The 15,403-nt window shown below is 35.2% G+C and carries 16 protein-coding genes; 7 read left to right on the forward strand and 9 right to left on the reverse strand.

Annotation, left to right across the window (positions count from 1 at the left end):
* Window positions 1-33: 33 nt before the first annotated feature.
* From HMPREF1630_RS04435 to HMPREF1630_RS04445, 3 genes are all read left to right on the forward strand, one after another.
* On the forward strand, window positions 34-648 hold the full coding sequence (locus HMPREF1630_RS04435) for a hypothetical protein (RefSeq protein WP_037327456.1): 615 nt from the start codon (window positions 34-36) through the stop codon (window positions 646-648).
* 158 nt (window positions 649-806) lie between these two features.
* The gene (locus tag HMPREF1630_RS04440; protein WP_004828802.1) at window positions 807-2,546 is read left to right on the forward strand and encodes an ABC transporter ATP-binding protein; all 1,740 of its coding nucleotides are present in this window, start codon (window positions 807-809) and stop codon (window positions 2,544-2,546) included.
* The gene (locus HMPREF1630_RS04445) at window positions 2,543-4,303 is read left to right on the forward strand and encodes an ABC transporter ATP-binding protein (RefSeq protein ID WP_037327459.1); all 1,761 of its coding nucleotides are present in this window, start codon (window positions 2,543-2,545) and stop codon (window positions 4,301-4,303) included. Before HMPREF1630_RS04440 ends, HMPREF1630_RS04445 begins: the two co-directional genes overlap by 4 nt.
* A gap of 49 nt (window positions 4,304-4,352) precedes the next feature.
* Here the strand turns inward: HMPREF1630_RS04445 and HMPREF1630_RS04450 are convergent, their stop codons facing one another.
* Together HMPREF1630_RS04450 and HMPREF1630_RS04455 are read right to left on the reverse strand one after the other, a co-directional pair.
* On the reverse strand, window positions 4,353-4,700 hold the full coding sequence (locus HMPREF1630_RS04450) for a hypothetical protein (protein WP_037327461.1): 348 nt from the start codon (window positions 4,698-4,700) through the stop codon (window positions 4,353-4,355).
* 9 nt (window positions 4,701-4,709) lie between these two features.
* Complete coding sequence (locus tag HMPREF1630_RS04455) at window positions 4,710-5,114, reverse strand: helix-turn-helix domain-containing protein (RefSeq protein ID WP_037327463.1); 405 nt, start codon at window positions 5,112-5,114, stop codon at window positions 4,710-4,712.
* Window positions 5,115-5,283: 169 nt separating this feature from the next.
* Between HMPREF1630_RS04455 and HMPREF1630_RS04460 the strand changes: the two genes are divergently transcribed.
* The 4 genes from HMPREF1630_RS04460 (at window position 5,284) to HMPREF1630_RS04475 (ending at window position 7,336) form a co-directional block, all read left to right on the forward strand.
* Complete coding sequence (locus tag HMPREF1630_RS04460; RefSeq protein WP_050755271.1) at window positions 5,284-5,604, forward strand: DUF4491 family protein; 321 nt, start codon at window positions 5,284-5,286, stop codon at window positions 5,602-5,604.
* Between the two features lie 49 nt (window positions 5,605-5,653).
* Window positions 5,654-6,202: a TetR/AcrR family transcriptional regulator gene (locus tag HMPREF1630_RS04465; RefSeq protein ID WP_037327464.1), complete on the forward strand. Its 549-nt coding sequence runs from the start codon at window positions 5,654-5,656 to the stop codon at window positions 6,200-6,202.
* Between the two features lie 62 nt (window positions 6,203-6,264).
* Window positions 6,265-6,945, forward strand: a complete 681-nt coding sequence (locus HMPREF1630_RS04470; RefSeq protein WP_037327466.1) for a hypothetical protein — start codon at window positions 6,265-6,267, stop codon at window positions 6,943-6,945.
* On the forward strand, window positions 6,926-7,336 hold the full coding sequence (locus tag HMPREF1630_RS04475; protein WP_004828795.1) for a DUF2871 domain-containing protein: 411 nt from the start codon (window positions 6,926-6,928) through the stop codon (window positions 7,334-7,336). The genes HMPREF1630_RS04470 and HMPREF1630_RS04475 overlap by 20 nt, the downstream gene beginning before the upstream one ends.
* Before the next feature lie 252 nt (window positions 7,337-7,588).
* Here the strand turns inward: HMPREF1630_RS04475 and HMPREF1630_RS04480 are convergent, their stop codons facing one another.
* The 7 genes from HMPREF1630_RS04480 to ftsZ all read right to left on the reverse strand — a co-directional run bounded on the left by HMPREF1630_RS04480 (window position 7,589) and on the right by ftsZ (window position 15,374).
* Complete coding sequence (locus HMPREF1630_RS04480; RefSeq protein WP_004828794.1) at window positions 7,589-7,927, reverse strand: SdpI family protein; 339 nt, start codon at window positions 7,925-7,927, stop codon at window positions 7,589-7,591.
* Between the two features lie 8 nt (window positions 7,928-7,935).
* Entirely contained in the window at window positions 7,936-8,529 is a 594-nt protein-coding gene (locus tag HMPREF1630_RS04485; protein ID WP_037327468.1) for a TVP38/TMEM64 family protein, read from the reverse strand.
* Window positions 8,530-8,676: 147 nt separating this feature from the next.
* Window positions 8,677-11,079, reverse strand: a complete 2,403-nt coding sequence (gene leuS / locus HMPREF1630_RS04490) for a leucine--tRNA ligase (protein ID WP_037327470.1) — start codon at window positions 11,077-11,079, stop codon at window positions 8,677-8,679.
* A gap of 8 nt (window positions 11,080-11,087) precedes the next feature.
* Entirely contained in the window at window positions 11,088-12,476 is a 1,389-nt protein-coding gene (gene asnS / locus HMPREF1630_RS04495; RefSeq protein ID WP_037327472.1) for an asparagine--tRNA ligase, read from the reverse strand.
* Entirely contained in the window at window positions 12,466-13,785 is a 1,320-nt protein-coding gene (locus tag HMPREF1630_RS04500; protein ID WP_037327474.1) for a replication-associated recombination protein A, read from the reverse strand. Before HMPREF1630_RS04500 ends, asnS begins: the two co-directional genes overlap by 11 nt.
* Window positions 13,786-13,810: 25 nt before the next feature.
* Complete coding sequence (gene nrdR / locus HMPREF1630_RS04505) at window positions 13,811-14,278, reverse strand: transcriptional regulator NrdR (protein ID WP_037327477.1); 468 nt, start codon at window positions 14,276-14,278, stop codon at window positions 13,811-13,813.
* Between the two features lies 1 nt (window position 14,279).
* The gene (ftsZ, locus tag HMPREF1630_RS04510; protein WP_037327478.1) at window positions 14,280-15,374 is read right to left on the reverse strand and encodes a cell division protein FtsZ; all 1,095 of its coding nucleotides are present in this window, start codon (window positions 15,372-15,374) and stop codon (window positions 14,280-14,282) included.
* Between the last annotated feature and the right edge of the window lie 29 nt (window positions 15,375-15,403).

Genomic DNA, 15,403 nt, shown 5'->3' on the forward strand with positions numbered 1-15,403 from the left:
TATCATATGATATAATAGATTAGAGGTGGAAAAATGAAAATTTACGAAAATTATCCTGAAATTCTTAAGTTTAATACAAAAATAGAAGATAAAAGATTTAAAAATAATATCAGCCAGTTGTTAGTAGAAAAAACTATATTTATGCCTACTGATGATTTCTTAATAAATGATTACGAGTCTGCTGGTGGGCTTGAAGTTGTGGAAGTTAAGGAAAACAAGGGCAAGGACCTCGTTTCTGTCAAGGGCAAATACACAGAAGATACTATCGAATTAGTTGTTGATAAAAAACTCAGATATAGGAATCTTTCCTACAACACCGCCTACATCCTCTTTCAAATTTTTTTAGAAGGCTTTTATGGCAATGTTAAAACCAATCTATTTTTAAGCGAAGATAAGGCCTATATTACCCTACTTAATTACACATCAGACATCGACCCAGAGCTTTTTGACGAAATGATTAATTATTCCATTGAATCAAATTTACCTATTACAAATAAGGCTGGAATCACTGAAGTCACAGGCCTTGGAACTGTGATTAACTCTTATATAAATTTTGACAATACTTATAAAATTAGACGTTTTAAAGTTCTAGATACAAGAAAATATGGAAAAAATACCATCATTTCATTCGCAGCTGGCAATAATTGACAAAAAACTTTTACCATGGTAAACTATTATAAATTTAAAGAAAGGAGAATAGAAAAATGACAATAATAAAAATAGGAAAGAAAACCCGTAACTAGTAAGTAAGGATAGCTCCTTGACTTACATAAGAAAAACAAGGAGGATGCCGAGATTTCGGCACTATGAAAGAATTTAAATTTTTAATTAAAAAGATGGCTAATTTAGAGCCAATCATGTTTTTACTAATCGCACTTTACGGTCTATTTGTAGGGATTAAACCCTTCTTATGGATTATTTCACCTGCCTATATTTTAGAAAACTACCAGACTAATCCTAAGGTTTTCCCAATATTTTTTATAGGCTTATTTTTTATTTCTTCACTAATTAGCTTTTTTGATGCCTTTGTTATGGGCAATTATAGAATGAGGATGAACCACGTCCGATATAAGCTTATGAATATGATTACAGAGTACTCACTCTATCTCCCCTATGCCAAGAAAAAAGAAAAGAAAGAATCTGAAAAAATAAGTGATGCCATGAAGGCTGTAGAATCGCCTTGGCACGGTGTTGGTGGCATAATGATGGATTTGCCAAATGTCTTTGCCCTTCTTATTTCGATTGGAGGATTTTTGTGGATTTTTGCATCTATGGACCTTTGGATTCTAGCCACAACAATAATTCTAACCATTATTTCCTGGTCACTTTTAAACCAAGTTCCTAAGTCTTATGACAAGTACTGGGAAGAAATGAGTCCAAATTGGGATAAGTTTTCTAAGCTTAATAACGAAATGAAATCTCCCCTATCAAAGCAAGATATTTTGATTTTTGATACCATAAGGATTTTCAAATCCTATTACGGCAAAACCAATAGGGATAGGATAAAGCGTCTTGGAGATGTCAACACAAAGACTCTAAGAATTTTCACTCTGGCAAATGTATTTAACCTTATAAGGGACGGCCTTATAATATTTTGGCTAATGACAGGTCTTATTTCAGGGAGGATTTCTATAGCGAATTTCTATGTATATTTTACAGCGATATTTGCCTTTATTGCCTTTAACCACCAGACTATGTGGGTTTTTTCTGATATCAGAAAAAACTTCACTGCATTTAAACCATTTTTTAGGATAAAAGACGTCTATAAAGAGGATAAACAAGAAATTTATCCAGACCAAATGGAAATAGTCCTTGATAATGTTTCTTTCAAATATCCGGGTACAGATACTTATGTATTAGAAAATATTAATCTAAAGATAAAAGACTCAGAAACAATCGCCCTTGTTGGAGAAAATGGTGCTGGCAAGTCTACACTCGCCCTTATCCTCGCAGGTCTATATAAGCCAACTAAGGGCAATATTTTAATAAATGGAGAAGATATAAAGGAATCTAAGATAGATTATAAAAAGCTAGTTTCAGCTGTATTTCAAGATTCAAATCTCTTGCCATTTTCCTTTAAGGAAAATATCCTAATGTCAACTGAGGATAGGAAGATAGATGATATTTACAAAATGACCCACCTAGATGAAATCATAAATAAATATGAAAAAAAGGATGACCAAACTCTTTTGAGGATTCTCGACAATGACGGGGTAGATTTATCCGGTGGCCAAAAGCAAAGGCTATTTTTAGCCAGAGCTATAGCAAAATCCAAGGCAAAACTTTTAATCTTAGATGAGCCAACAGCCCAGCTAGACGCCCTAAACGAAAGAGAACTTTATATGCTCTATGATGATTTGACCCACGATAAATCTTCGATTTTTATCTCCCACAGGCTGGCGTCTACCAAGTTTTGTGACAGAATAATTTATCTTAAAGATGGAAAGATTATAGCAAATGGAGCTCACGAAGAACTCATGGAATCTTGCGAAGATTACAAAGACCTCTATAATCTTCAGGCAAAAAATTACAAGGAGGTCCTATGAAAAATATAAGAAAACTTTTTAAATTAATTGACACCTACAGACCAGGTTTTACTCTTAGGGTAATAGTAACAAACCTAATTTTGGGATTTTTGCCACTAATAAACATTTTCGCTCCAAAGCTAATAATAGATGAGCTTATGGGACAAAAAAGAATTTCCTACTGCCTAGGTCTTGGTCTTTTGGTTATAGTCCTAGGTTTTATAAAGGAAGTAACCTATAGGGGCTTAAACAATTACCTGACCCTTGTTTTTGAGGATATGTCTGATAAACTGACCTTTAAGATAGCAAAAAAATCATTAAGGCTTCCCATAGAAAAATCTGACTCAAAAGATATCCAAGACATGATGGAACAAGCCCATTACGCAGTTTGGGAAATGTACACCCTCTATGACATAATAGTTTTAGTTGTATCGGCTGTGATTACAGGAATCTTATCTTTGGGAATACTTGTAAGGCTAAATCCTGCCATAATCATCTTGCTAATTTTATTAGTTTTGATAAATAAAAAAATAGTGAAATTAATTAAAGAAAATGAACTAAAATACCATGGTGAAAGTGTTACTGAAATCAGGTCGTACAGGTTTTTCGCCGATTTTGCGGCAGATTTGAGATACTTTAAAGATGTAGAAATTTATGACGGACAAGACTTAGTACTTGAAAAAGCTGACATTTACCATCAAAATGTAATAAGATCTTCAACCGAATACTTCAACAAAAATGGAATCTACACTGGAATAATGAATGTAAGTGCCAATGGCTCAATCATTTTTACGTTAATTTACCTAACCTATAAATTAATCGATAAGACCATTAGCCTTGCAAATTTTACCATGTACTTCAACTCCCTAATCCAGGTAATAAACGCAACTAACCTCATCCAACAAAACTATGCCAAGGTTATTTCAGTAAATGCCCAACTAGAAGTATTTTTTAACTTCCTAGAAATGGAAGAAGGCCTACTTGATAAGGGAGAAATCACTGATATTGACACAAGTAAGATTAATATTAGATTTGACAATGTCTCTTTTAAATATCCAGCAAGTGAATCTTATGTCCTAAAAGATGCTACATTTAAAATAAAAAATGGAGAAACCCTTGCCCTTGTAGGTAAAAACGGGGCTGGTAAATCTACTATTGTAAAACTTTTATGCAAGTTTTACGAACCAAGTGAAGGCACTATCTACCTAAATGATATAGATATAGCAAAGATTTCAACCAAAAAATATTACGAAATCCTATCCCCTACCTTCCAAGATTTCAGGCTCTTTCCTTTTAGGATTAGCGAAAATATTACAAGTAAACTAAAGGAAGAAATTACAGATTATGAATATAAAAATATGGCAAAGGCATTTGACTTATTAAATTTGTCGACTTGGATTGATAAGCAAGTAGAAAAAGAAAATACTTTTCTAACCTATCTTTTCTCAGACAAATCTGTTGAGCCATCTGGAGGAATTGGTCAAAAGCTAGCTCTCGCTCGTTCTATCTTTCATGAAGGGAAATTTTTCATCATGGATGAGCCAACCAGCGCCCTAGACCCAAGGAGCGAGCAGGAAATCTTTGATAATATGCTCAAAATTTCTAAGGGTCAAACATCCCTATTCATCTCCCATAGGCTATCGTCTACCAAATATGCTGATAGGATAATAGTGTGTGATGATGGAAAAATCACAGAAAACGGAACCCACGATAAGTTAATGAAAGAAGATGGCCTTTACAAGGAAATGTTCACCACCCAGGCAGACTTATATGTATAGAAAAAAGCTTAGGCGATAATTAGCCTAAGCTTTTTTAGAGCTTTGAATGTTAAAATGTCATACCCTTATAGTATATAAAGGCTATTACAAAAACCAAGGATGCCATAAGGTTAATTGCTAAGGCTAGGAGGGACTTTTTCTTATAGGATTCAAGCTCTGCCAAATCCTTGCTAGAAATATTTTGTATAGGATATTTTTTCCTTCCTATTAAATATGCCAGCAAGAATGCATTGCCGTTGTTACCAGAAATATTTAAAACACCCAATAATTTAGGATGCTTAAGTCCTCTCGCTTTTGCATCAATCTGGGTCATTTGGTAGATGTTATATTGGAGGATAAAACCACCAACTACAAAGACCGCTCCGCTAATTATCATTATTATTAATTTTATATCCATTTCATTCTCCTAAAATCTTTTAATAATCTCACTATAAACTAAGCCTGTAACTATTACTGCAAGGCTAAATATAGAAATCAATAATACTTTTTCCGGCAAAAATTCTGTAAAAAGTGCCATTATAATCATTGCTATTAAGGCAATCACTATTATAAATATTAGTTTCTTGTTTGATTTTACAATGTCTGTTGATTCTTCTAAATGTTTCATAAAATTATCACTCCCTTTTAAGAGCTCATCAAGACTTATTTGGTATAGGTCTGACAAGGCGATTACATTTCCTATGTCAGGATATGTTTTATTATTTTCCCAGTTTGATATTGATTGTCTGGAAACAAAAAGTTTTTCTGCAGCTTCTTCTTGGGTCAATTTTTTATGAAGCCTGGCATTTTTTAATTTATCTCCGATTTTCATTTTTACCTCCTAAGTCTATATTAAAAAATTTATCTCATTTAGTCTATCTATATCACTTTACACTCAAGTTTTTTTATGTAAAAACCCTTTTACATTCTTTAATTTTAAGGGTTTTCTTAAATATTTGACCAATTTTTTAATATATATGATAATTATAGAAGGAGGAGTTATGGAAGGAATTATTATTGGAGTCGTAACATTTTTTCTTATAGGAATTTTTCATCCCCTTGTGATTAAGGGCGAGTATTATTTTGGGAGGAAGGTTAACAAGTTTTTTATTTTGTGTGGCATAATTTTTGTTGCCCTTTCCATTTATATTAAGTCCCTTATCCCTAGTGTCTTTGCTGGAGTTATTGCCTGTTGCTGTTTTTGGTCAATCGGTGAGGTTATCGAACAGGAGCAAAGAGTCCTTAAGGGTTGGTTTAAGGAAAATCCAAAAAGAAAAGCCTACTACGATGAGTTAAGAGAGAAAAAAAATCTTGACAAGTAAAATTTTCGCCTTATAATGATAATGAACAATGTTCATCGAGGAGTCATATATGATTATTTCCAAAGCCTATATCCTAAAAGAATCAAGGGATATAGTTGCAAAAGAAGGCTTGAATGCCTTGAGTATAAGAAAACTTGCACAAAATTGCAATGTCGCTGTGGGATCAATCTACAATTACTTTTCATCTAAGGATGAACTCATGATTAGCACAATCGAGAGTGTTTGGGAAGATATTTTTAGGATTGATGATTCGAGCGTTTCTTGCGATGACTTTTTAAAGTATCTTTCGGAAATTTTTACCCACCTAGGCAGTGGAATTAGAAAGTACCCAAACTTTTTTACCATCCACTCCCTCAGTTTCAAGTCGCAAAATCTTGGCAGGGCCAAAGATTCGATGGATACCTACATTGAAGGGCTCAGAGAAAATTTGCTTCAAATCCTAAATAAGGATTCAAACATAAAAAAAGATGCTTTTGATGATGACTTTACTAAGGATGATTTAGTTGATTTTATCCTGTCGACTAGTCTTTGTTTTATAGTTGAAAAAAATTATGATAAGGACTTGCTTTTAAAAATTGTAAAAAAAACCTTATACTGAGACCCGTTTGTTGACGGGTTTTATGAAAACTTTAAATGAACAATGTTCACTAAGGAGGTCTTATGCAAGCAATATTTGAAACCCTCTTTGATATTTTTTACCTAGGAATAGTAATCTTTCTTGGCACAAAAATGCTAAAAGAAGGCAAGAACGAAAAACAATATTTTTTATTTGGAATCATGGCTCTTGTTTTAGGTTTTGGGGATGCCTTCCACCTAGTACCAAGAGCAATCGCCCTTAATACCACAGGGCTAGAAAGTTTTACCATGTCGCTTGGCTTTGGCAAACTAATTACTTCCATTACCATGACCATCTTCTACCTCATCCTTTATTACATCTGGCGAGTGCGTTATGGAGTTATAGGTAAAAAAAGACTTAGTGGAAGCATCTGGACTCTGGCTATTCTTAGAATTTTGCTAGTCCTTTGTCCAGAAAATAAGTTTCTAGCAAGTTCATCACCCTTTGCTTGGGCGATATATAGAAATATTCCTTTCACAATCCTAGGACTTATTATAATTATAATATTTTACCAAAAATCAAGAGAAACTAAGGACATCGCCTTTAGAAACTTGTGGCTTACCATTGTTTTAAGTTTTGGTTTTTATTTACCAGTAGTCCTTTTGGAAAATACCATTCCAGCAATTGGTGCCCTCATGGTACCAAAGACTTGTGCCTATATCTGGACAATCTTAATCGGATATTGGGCAATGAAGGGAGAAAAAAATGACAAAAAAATACTTTAAGACAGCATTTATCTACGCCCTATTCGGCTTATTTATAGGTGCTTTCTATAGAGAATACACAAGAATTATTGGTTTTAAGGGTATTACAACCTTAGGTCTTGCCCACACCCACAGCTTGGTTTTGGGATTTTTCCTATTTATAATCCTTGCCTTGACTGCAAAAAGTTTGGATCTAAAAGAAGATAAAAAAGAAAAAAGATTTTATACCACCTATAACTTTGCCTTGGTCTTGGTTATAGGAACCTTAATAGCCAGAGGTTTTTATCAAATCTATGGCCTTAACAATTCTGCTATAAGTGCTGCCATATCCGGCATTGCTGGTCTTGGTCATATAGCAATTTCATTTGCCTTTTACTTTTTATACTCCTATCTTAAAGACTATATAGGATAGGAATAAAAAGTTAAGGATATTACTCTCTAAAAAAGCTCTCTAGCTTGGATTTTCCAAGTTTGAGAGCTTTTTATTATATAAACTGACCTATTACTAAGATAAATAGAGATGGAATCATAATTCCTAGACCTATTAATTCTAACAAGTCTAGCCTATCTCAACTTTCCTTATACTTTTTATAATAACTTGGAATTAGTTGTATAATCCCAAGTGCCATTAGGATGTAGGCAATTAATCTTAACATGTCTCCTCCTATTTTTTATGGGCTGTTTTTAGTCTCATTTCAAGACTTATGCCAAGAACAATAAAGGACATAAATTCTATTACTACAAATATTATCCTTCTTAGCCTTGTCATATCCACATAGTGATTTATAAGTAGGCCAATTATTATAAATGCAAAGGCTAAAGCAAAGGATCCCTTTGCCATATAGGAATTTGCAAAGTACCAATTGTGTTTGTTTTTAGTTGACAGGGGCGTTCTATAGCCATATTTTTTATCTATTGGCTTATCCTTTATCATATTTGATGTAAAGCCTACAAAGACAAAATAGGCTGGGAATAAAAATATTACCAAGTCTTCAAATTTCATTTTTCCTCCTATAGGTATCTTTTGATTAAAAAGTCAAAACCAAGGGCCCAGGCCATTGAGTAGGCGAAGATGCTGAGGGGTTTGCAGATTAAAATTATAGCTACAAATTTTTTGACAGACATTTCAGTAAGGCCTGTTAGGTAGCAAAGAAAATCATCTGGAGCCACTGGCAAGAAAATTGCTAGGGCAAAAAACTTGTCGTACTTATCTTCGTTGAGCTTTCCCTTGTATTTATCGTAGAGTTCTTCACCAAAAATCCTTAAGACTATTGACCTGCCAAAGGTCCTTGAGATGAAAAACACAAGGATGGATCCAAGGCAAATTGATATGTAGTTATAGATAAATCCCCAAAAAGCACCAAAGATAACGACTCCTGCTACGCAAGTTAGGCCTCCAGGTATGACTGGAACAACAATTTGTACAACCTGCAAGACCATAAAAACTAAGGGTCCCCAGGCTCCTTTTTCTAAAATTAATCTCCTAAAGGTATCTAAAGAATCAAAATATCCCATATGATAACCGATAAAGGCAAGTATTACTCCCACAATTAGGAGAATCGCCCCTATTATATTAAAAATTTGATTTTTTATGAATTTTTCCATAAAGTCTCCGTTGTATGATGTATGTAGTGTTATCATACACTTATATTTTTTATATGTCAATCACAAGTCTATCATAACAAATCTTTATGAAGATTTAGTAAAGATAAAAAATCCAAAGACCAAGGCTGGTCAATGGATTTTATTTTTTTATACAACTATATTTAAAATCTTACCTGGAACGTATATTACCTTCCTAAGTTCTTTATCTTTGATATAGGTATTTACGTTGTTATCAAGGTTTGCCAGAGCAAGGGCTTCGATTTGTGTTGCAGTTTTTGAAATCTTAATCTTGCCACGCATCTTACCATTAACTTGAACTGGTAGGTCTACTATATCAAGACTTAGCTTGTTTTCATCATAAGTTGGCCAGCTTGTGTCTGTTAGCCTTCCTTCAAAACCAGCCATTTCCCAAAGCTCTTCTGTAAGGTGAGGAGCAACTGGATTTAATAAAGTAATGTAGGTCTTGAAATCTTTTTTAGTAATTTTTCCAAGTGATCTCATCTCATTTGATAAAGTCATTAATTGAGCTATAGCTGTATTAAACTTGAGGTTTTCGTAATCTTCGCTTACCTTTTTAATGGTTTGGTTGGTTAGGATTTCTAATTCTTTAGAATAATCATCCCCATCTTCAACTAGGTCTAGAAGGTTATAAACTCTTTCAAGATATTTTCTACAGCCCTTGACTCCCTCATCTGACCATTTGGCAACTGATGAGAAATCTCCCATGAACATTTCGTATGTTCTAAGGGTGTCTGCACCAAAATCTCTTATGATATCGTCTGGATTTATTACATTGCCACGAGATTTACTCATCTTTTGCCCATCTGGACCTAGGATCATGCCATGGCTAGTCCTTTTCATGTATGGCTCTTTGGTTGGAACTACTCCTATATCATATAAAACCTTGTGCCAAAATCTTGAATAAAGAAGGTGGAGGGTGGTGTGTTCCATTCCCCCGTTGTACCAATCAACTGGTGTGTAATAATCTAGGGCTTCCTTGCTCGCAAGGGCGTCTTTATTGTGTGGGTCTGCATATCTTAGGTAATACCAAGATGATCCTGCCCATTGTGGCATGGTGTCTGTCTCTCTTTTGGCTGGTTTGCCACAGTGAGGACAGGTTGTATTTACAAACTCGTCAATCTTTGCAAGTGGAGATTCACCTGTAGCTGTTGGTGTATAAGATTCTATTTCAGGCAATTTTATTGGCAAATCTTTTTCATCTACTGGCACCCAACCACAGTCTTCACAATAAACCATTGGAATTGGTTCGCCCCAGTATCTTTGTCTAGAAAATACCCAGTCACGAAGTTTGAAGTTGGTCTTTGCCTTGCCAAGTCCTTTTTCTTCAATATAGGCTATGGCTTTTTTCTTAGCTTCACTTGCAGAAAGACCGTTTAAGAAATCAGAATTAATTGAAATTCCTTTTTCAATATCTGTCACAGGAAGGTCTTCTTCTGAGTCATAGACACGAACTATTGGCATATCAAATTTCTTAGCAAATTCAAAGTCACGTTCGTCGTGGGCAGGAACTGCCATGATTGCCCCTGTACCATAACCCATTAATACATAGTCAGAAACCCAAATTGGAATTTCTTTATCATTTAATGGATTAATGGCTGATAGACCATCTATCATAACCCCTGTCTTATCTTTATTTAGCTCTGACCTTTCAAAATCAGATTTTAGGCTGGCTTTATGTTGGTAATCAACAATTGCCTCATAGTTTTTTATTTCGTCCTTGAATTTTTTAAGGATTGGATGTTCTGGTGATACAACCATGTAGGATACACCAAAAATGGTATCAGGTCTGGTTGTATAAACTGTAAGTTTTTCATCCTTGCCCTTGATTTGGAAATTAACATCTGCTCCATGGCTCCTGCCAATCCAATTTATCTGGCTAGTCTTAATCCTATCTTCAAAGTCAACGCCAGCAAGGTCATCGATTAGCCTGTCTGCATAGGCTGTTATCTTTAGCATCCATTGGTTTTTAAGCTTATGCTCAACATCTGACCCACATCTCTCGCACTTGCCGTCAACTACTTCTTCGTTAGCAAGACCTACAAGACAAGATGGGCACCAGTTTACTGATGTTTCTGACTTATAGGCAAGACCCATCTTATACATTTGTAGGAAAATCCATTGGGTCCACTTATAGTATTCTGGATCTGTTGTATTTATTTCCCTATCCCAATCAAAGGAAAAACCAATTGATTCCATTTGTCCCCTAAAGTGGTCAATATTTTTTTCTGTAATGATAGCTGGGTGGATTTTATTTGCTATAGCATAATTTTCTGCTGGAAGACCAAAGGCATCCCAACCCATTGTGTACATTACATTTTCACCCTCAAGTCTCCTCTTACGAGCTACAACGTCTATAGCTGTGTATGGGCGAGGGTGACCAACGTGAAGGCCTTGACCTGATGGATAAGGAAATTCTACAAGTGGGTAAAATTTCTTTTTATTAGGGTCTAATTCAGATTTAAAAATTTTTTCATCTCTCCATATTTTTTGCCATTTCTTCTCAATGGCATTTGGATTATATTCTTTCATCCTTCCTCCTATTTTGGGTTAGCAAAGGCGTTTACATACCTAGGATAAGCTATTACGTCTCTGATATTTTTCATACCTGTCACATACATCATAGCTCTTTCAAAACCAAGACCAAATCCTGAGTGGACAACTGTACCAAACCTTCTTAAGTCTAGGTAGTTTTGATATTCTTCTGGTTTTAGACCATTGTCAATCATAGATTTAACGAGTTCATCATATCTTTCTTCTCTTTGGGAACCTCCGATTAACTCGCCAACACCTGGCACAAGCATATCAAAGGCTGCAACAGTCTTACCATCGTCGTTTCTCTTCATATAGAAAGCCTTGATATCCTTTGGATAATCTGTAACGAAAACTGGTCCATCTACGATTTTTTCTGAGAGGTACCTCTCGTGTTCAGTTTGTAGGTCCATACCCCATTCAACTGGGAACTCAAATTTTTCACCAGATTCTTTTAATAATTCAATTGCCTTAGTATAGGTAATTCTCGCAAACTCTGAATTGCGTAGTTTAGTTAGTCTTTCTATGAGGCCCTTGTCAATCCATTGGTTGAAAAATTCCATTTCATCTTTGGCATTTTCAAGAATATAGTCAATAGCATATTTAATCATATCTTCTGCTGTATCCATGCAAACATTATAATCAGCGAAGGCCATTTCTGGCTCTAACATCCAGAATTCTGCAGCATGCCTTGGAGTGTTTGAAACTTCTGCCCTGAAGGTAGGACCAAAAGTATAAACATTACCAAATGCAAGAGCATAGTCTTCTGCTTCTAGTTGGCCAGATACAGTCATATAAGATTTTTTGCTAAAGAAATCTTTGTTGTAATCAACCTTGCCATCTTCTCTTCTTGGTGGCTCATTAGGGTCGATTGTAGTTACGTTAAACATCTCGCCAGCACCTTCAGCATCACTTGCTGTAATGATTGGTGGATTTACATAAACAAAGTCTCTTTCTTGGAAAAACTTGTGAAGACCAAAGGCTAGGATTGAACGAAGTCTAAATACTGCCCTATAAGTATTTGTTCTAGGTCTTAAGTGAGGAATAGTTCTCATAAATTCAAAGGTTTGTCTTTGTTTTTGAATTGGAAATTTTTCTGATGATTCACCTAAAACGATGACCTTAGTCGCTTGGATTTCGTAAGGATTTTTGTTATTACCTGTTGCTACAAATTTTCCTTCTACACATAAAGATGCAGATAGGTTTTGCTTATCAAGTTCATCATAATTTTCAATTTCTTTTCCCACTACTACTTGGAGGTTCTTAAAGGTAGAACCATCGTTTAATTCAATAAAACCTACGTTTTTACTAAATCTAGAGTTTCTTATCCAGCCTTCAATTGTTACTTCCTTGTCAACAAAGCTATCAGCTTCTCTCATCAATTGTCTAATCTTCATTTTTGCCTTCCTTTATTTTTTCTAATCTTTCAATCATTTCTTTTTCATAACCTAAATATTTTGCCTGGTAGAATTTTTCATCCTTAAAAGCATCTGGCAAATAATTTGTCTTAACATAACCACCATGGTCGTGAGGATAGAGGTATTCTTCATTGATTAAATTTTTACTTCCCTCATAGTGGCTATCCTTAAGTTTATTTGGTACCGTCCTATCCTTGTTTGTCCTTACAAAATTAAGGGCCTTATCTATAGCAAGGTAGGTGGTATTACACTTAATAGCTGCTGCTAGGTAGGTAACAGTTTGAGCAAGGATAATCCTAGCTTCAGGCATACCGATTTTATCAACCGCCTCGAAGGTGGCATTTGCCAGCACTAGCGCAAAGGGATCAGCATTTGAAATATCCTCTGCTGCAAAAATTATCATCCTTCTTGCAATGAATTTGATATCCTCACCGGAAGTTAGCATCTTTGCTAGATAATACAAACTTGCATCTATGTCAGAACCTCTCATCGACTTGATGAAGGCAGATATAGTGTCATAATGCCTGTCACCATTTTTATCATAAACAGCAATTTTTTGGGTGGTAGAATTTTCTATAGTTTCAGAATCTATCTCTATTCTACCGTCTTTTTCATTTTCAGAAAATATGGCGATTTCCAAAGCATTTAAAAGTGCCCTAGAATCCCCATTTGAATATTTAATTAACTTATCCCTTGCCTTTTCATCTAAAAAAATTTTTTTATTTTTCAAAACCTCATCTGTCCTTAAGGCAAGGTCTATAAGGTCACTAAGGTTTTTGTCAGTCAGCTCTTTGAGTTCAAAGACATACATCCTTGAAATCAAAGCCTTGTTTACTTCAAAGTAGGGGTTTTCTGTAGTTGCGCCTATAAGAATAATAGTAGCATCTTCTACAAAAGGCAAAAGATAGTCTTGCTGACTTTTATTAAACCTATGAATTTCATCAATGAATAAAATAGTTTTTTTATTTTCGTAGGCAAGGTTGTCCTTAGCGATTTGAATTTTTTCCTTAAGGTCGCCTATCCCACTTGCCACAGCAGAGACTTCTTCAAAAGCCATATGGGTAGAATTTGAAATTATCTTTGCAAGAGTAGTTTTGCCTACTCCTGGTGGCCCATAAAAAATCATTGAATAAATCCTGTCGGCCTTGATCATCCTTCTAATAATCTTACCCTCACCTACCAAGTGGTCTTGACCTATGTAAGCATCTATGGTTTTGGGCCTTAACCTGTCGGCCAACGGAGCAGATTTTTCCATTTCAATTTTCCTATTTAGTTCAAATAAATCCATACTACTTCCTTAAAGAAAAAAGATGCTAAGAGTTAGCATCTTTATCATCTTTTAAATTTATAATCTCCTCATAGAAGGACTCTAAATCCTTAAATTCCCTATATACAGAAGCAAATCTGACATAGGCAACTGAGTCAAGGTCTTTTAGCTCGTCCATGACAAGCTCGCCTATATATGTTGAAGTCACTTCTTTTTTGCCAGTGTGGTTGACTTTTGTTTCGATGTTTTTAGCTACTTCTTCTATCTGATCCATTGATACAGGACGTTTTTGGCAAGATTTCACAATACCTGATATGACCTTCCTTGGGTCAAAGGCCTCTCTTGTATCATCTTTTTTTATAATCATAACTGTAGAATCTTCGTACCTCTCATAGGTAGAAAATCTTTTATCACAATCTTCGCAGAGTCTTCTCCTACGGATAGCTCTGTCATCATCGGTAGACCTTGAGTCAACTACTCTGGTATTAGTCGAATTGCAATAGGGACATCTCATATTATTTTAAGAAATCTGGAAGATCTATATCATCAAAAGGATTTGATGATCTTCTTTGTTGGCTTGCTTGGTTATTTCTTTGTGGAGCTCTAAGTTCATCTGCCCTATTTGAAGGTCTATCTGATCTTCTAACCTTACCATTATTATCAAAACCAGTTGCAATAACAGTAATTTTTATTTCATCACCGAGGGATTCATCTTGGCCTACACCAAAGATGATATTAGCATCTGAGTCTATAGATTCTCTAATTAATTCTGCTGCTTCATTTGCTTCCATTAAGCCGACTTCTGCAGCTGTAACATTAAGAAGAACAGCATTTGCACCATCAATGCTTGTTTCAAGTAGAGGAGAATTAACTGCAGCCTTAGCAGCATCAACAGCTCTATTTTCACCGCTTGCCCTGCCTATACCCATGTGAGCCATACCTTGGTCGCTCATAATTGATTCAACGTCAGCAAAGTCAAGGTTAATTACATTAGGTACTGCGATTAATTCTGAAATACCACTTACAGCATCCATAAGAACTTGGTCAGCCATTTGGAAAGCCTCTACCATAGATGTTCTTTTTTCAACTATTTGTAGGAGTCTATCATTTGGAATTGTAATAAGAGTATCTACATTTTCCTTAAGTTTTTCTATACCAGCTTCTGCTTGAGTAGCTCTTTTTCTACCTTCAAAAGTGAATGGTTTTGTAACAACGCCTACAGTAAGAATGCCCATTTCTTTAGCAACTTGAGCTACGATTGGAGCAGCACCTGTACCTGTACCACCGCCCATGCCGGCAGTGATAAATACCATATCAGCTCCCTTAATAGCTTCTTCAATCTCACTCTTAGATTCCTCTGCTGCCTTTTCACCAACAAGTGGATTTGCACCAGCACCAAGACCTCTAGTTAGTTTTTCACCAATTTGAAGTCTAATATCTGCGTTTGATTCTTGAAGAGTTTGTAAGTCTGTATTTAGTGCTAAAAACTCTACACCTGATAGTCCGTTGTCTCTCATTCTGCTGATAGCGTTATTGCCACCACCACCAACTCCTATAACTTTAATCTTAGCTAAAGAGTTGCTGTCCATATCAATGTTAATATTTGCCATAAAATCCCCCATTGTTCATTCTACTTATT

It is taken from the genome of Anaerococcus lactolyticus S7-1-13 (assembly GCF_000758765.1).
Classification (GTDB): Bacteria; Bacillota; Clostridia; order Tissierellales; family Peptoniphilaceae; genus Anaerococcus; species Anaerococcus lactolyticus.

Bases quoted from the DNA above. Each gene is read 5' to 3' on its own strand.
- nrdR (WP_037327477.1), bottom strand. From the start codon at position 14,278: ATGAGATGTCCCTATTGCAATTCGACTAATACCAGAGTAGTTGACTCA.
- HMPREF1630_RS04450 (WP_037327461.1), bottom strand. From the start codon at position 4,700: ATGGATATAAAATTAATAATAATGATAATTAGCGGAGCGGTCTTTGTA.
- HMPREF1630_RS04440 (WP_004828802.1), top strand. From the start codon at position 807: ATGAAAGAATTTAAATTTTTAATTAAAAAGATGGCTAATTTAGAGCCA.
- HMPREF1630_RS04475 (WP_004828795.1), top strand. From the start codon at position 6,926: ATGACAAAAAAATACTTTAAGACAGCATTTATCTACGCCCTATTCGGC.
- HMPREF1630_RS04435 (WP_037327456.1), top strand. From the start codon at position 34: ATGAAAATTTACGAAAATTATCCTGAAATTCTTAAGTTTAATACAAAA.
- HMPREF1630_RS04460 (WP_050755271.1), top strand. From the start codon at position 5,284: ATGGAAGGAATTATTATTGGAGTCGTAACATTTTTTCTTATAGGAATT.
- HMPREF1630_RS04455 (WP_037327463.1), bottom strand. From the start codon at position 5,114: ATGAAAATCGGAGATAAATTAAAAAATGCCAGGCTTCATAAAAAATTG.
- asnS (WP_037327472.1), bottom strand. From the start codon at position 12,476: ATGAAGATTAGACAATTGATGAGAGAAGCTGATAGCTTTGTTGACAAG.
- HMPREF1630_RS04500 (WP_037327474.1), bottom strand. From the start codon at position 13,785: ATGGATTTATTTGAACTAAATAGGAAAATTGAAATGGAAAAATCTGCT.
- leuS (WP_037327470.1), bottom strand. From the start codon at position 11,079: ATGAAAGAATATAATCCAAATGCCATTGAGAAGAAATGGCAAAAAATA.
- ftsZ (WP_037327478.1), bottom strand. From the start codon at position 15,374: ATGGCAAATATTAACATTGATATGGACAGCAACTCTTTAGCTAAGATT.
- HMPREF1630_RS04465 (WP_037327464.1), top strand. From the start codon at position 5,654: ATGATTATTTCCAAAGCCTATATCCTAAAAGAATCAAGGGATATAGTT.
- HMPREF1630_RS04480 (WP_004828794.1), bottom strand. From the start codon at position 7,927: ATGAAATTTGAAGACTTGGTAATATTTTTATTCCCAGCCTATTTTGTC.
- HMPREF1630_RS04485 (WP_037327468.1), bottom strand. From the start codon at position 8,529: ATGGAAAAATTCATAAAAAATCAAATTTTTAATATAATAGGGGCGATT.
- HMPREF1630_RS04445 (WP_037327459.1), top strand. From the start codon at position 2,543: ATGAAAAATATAAGAAAACTTTTTAAATTAATTGACACCTACAGACCA.
- HMPREF1630_RS04470 (WP_037327466.1), top strand. From the start codon at position 6,265: ATGCAAGCAATATTTGAAACCCTCTTTGATATTTTTTACCTAGGAATA.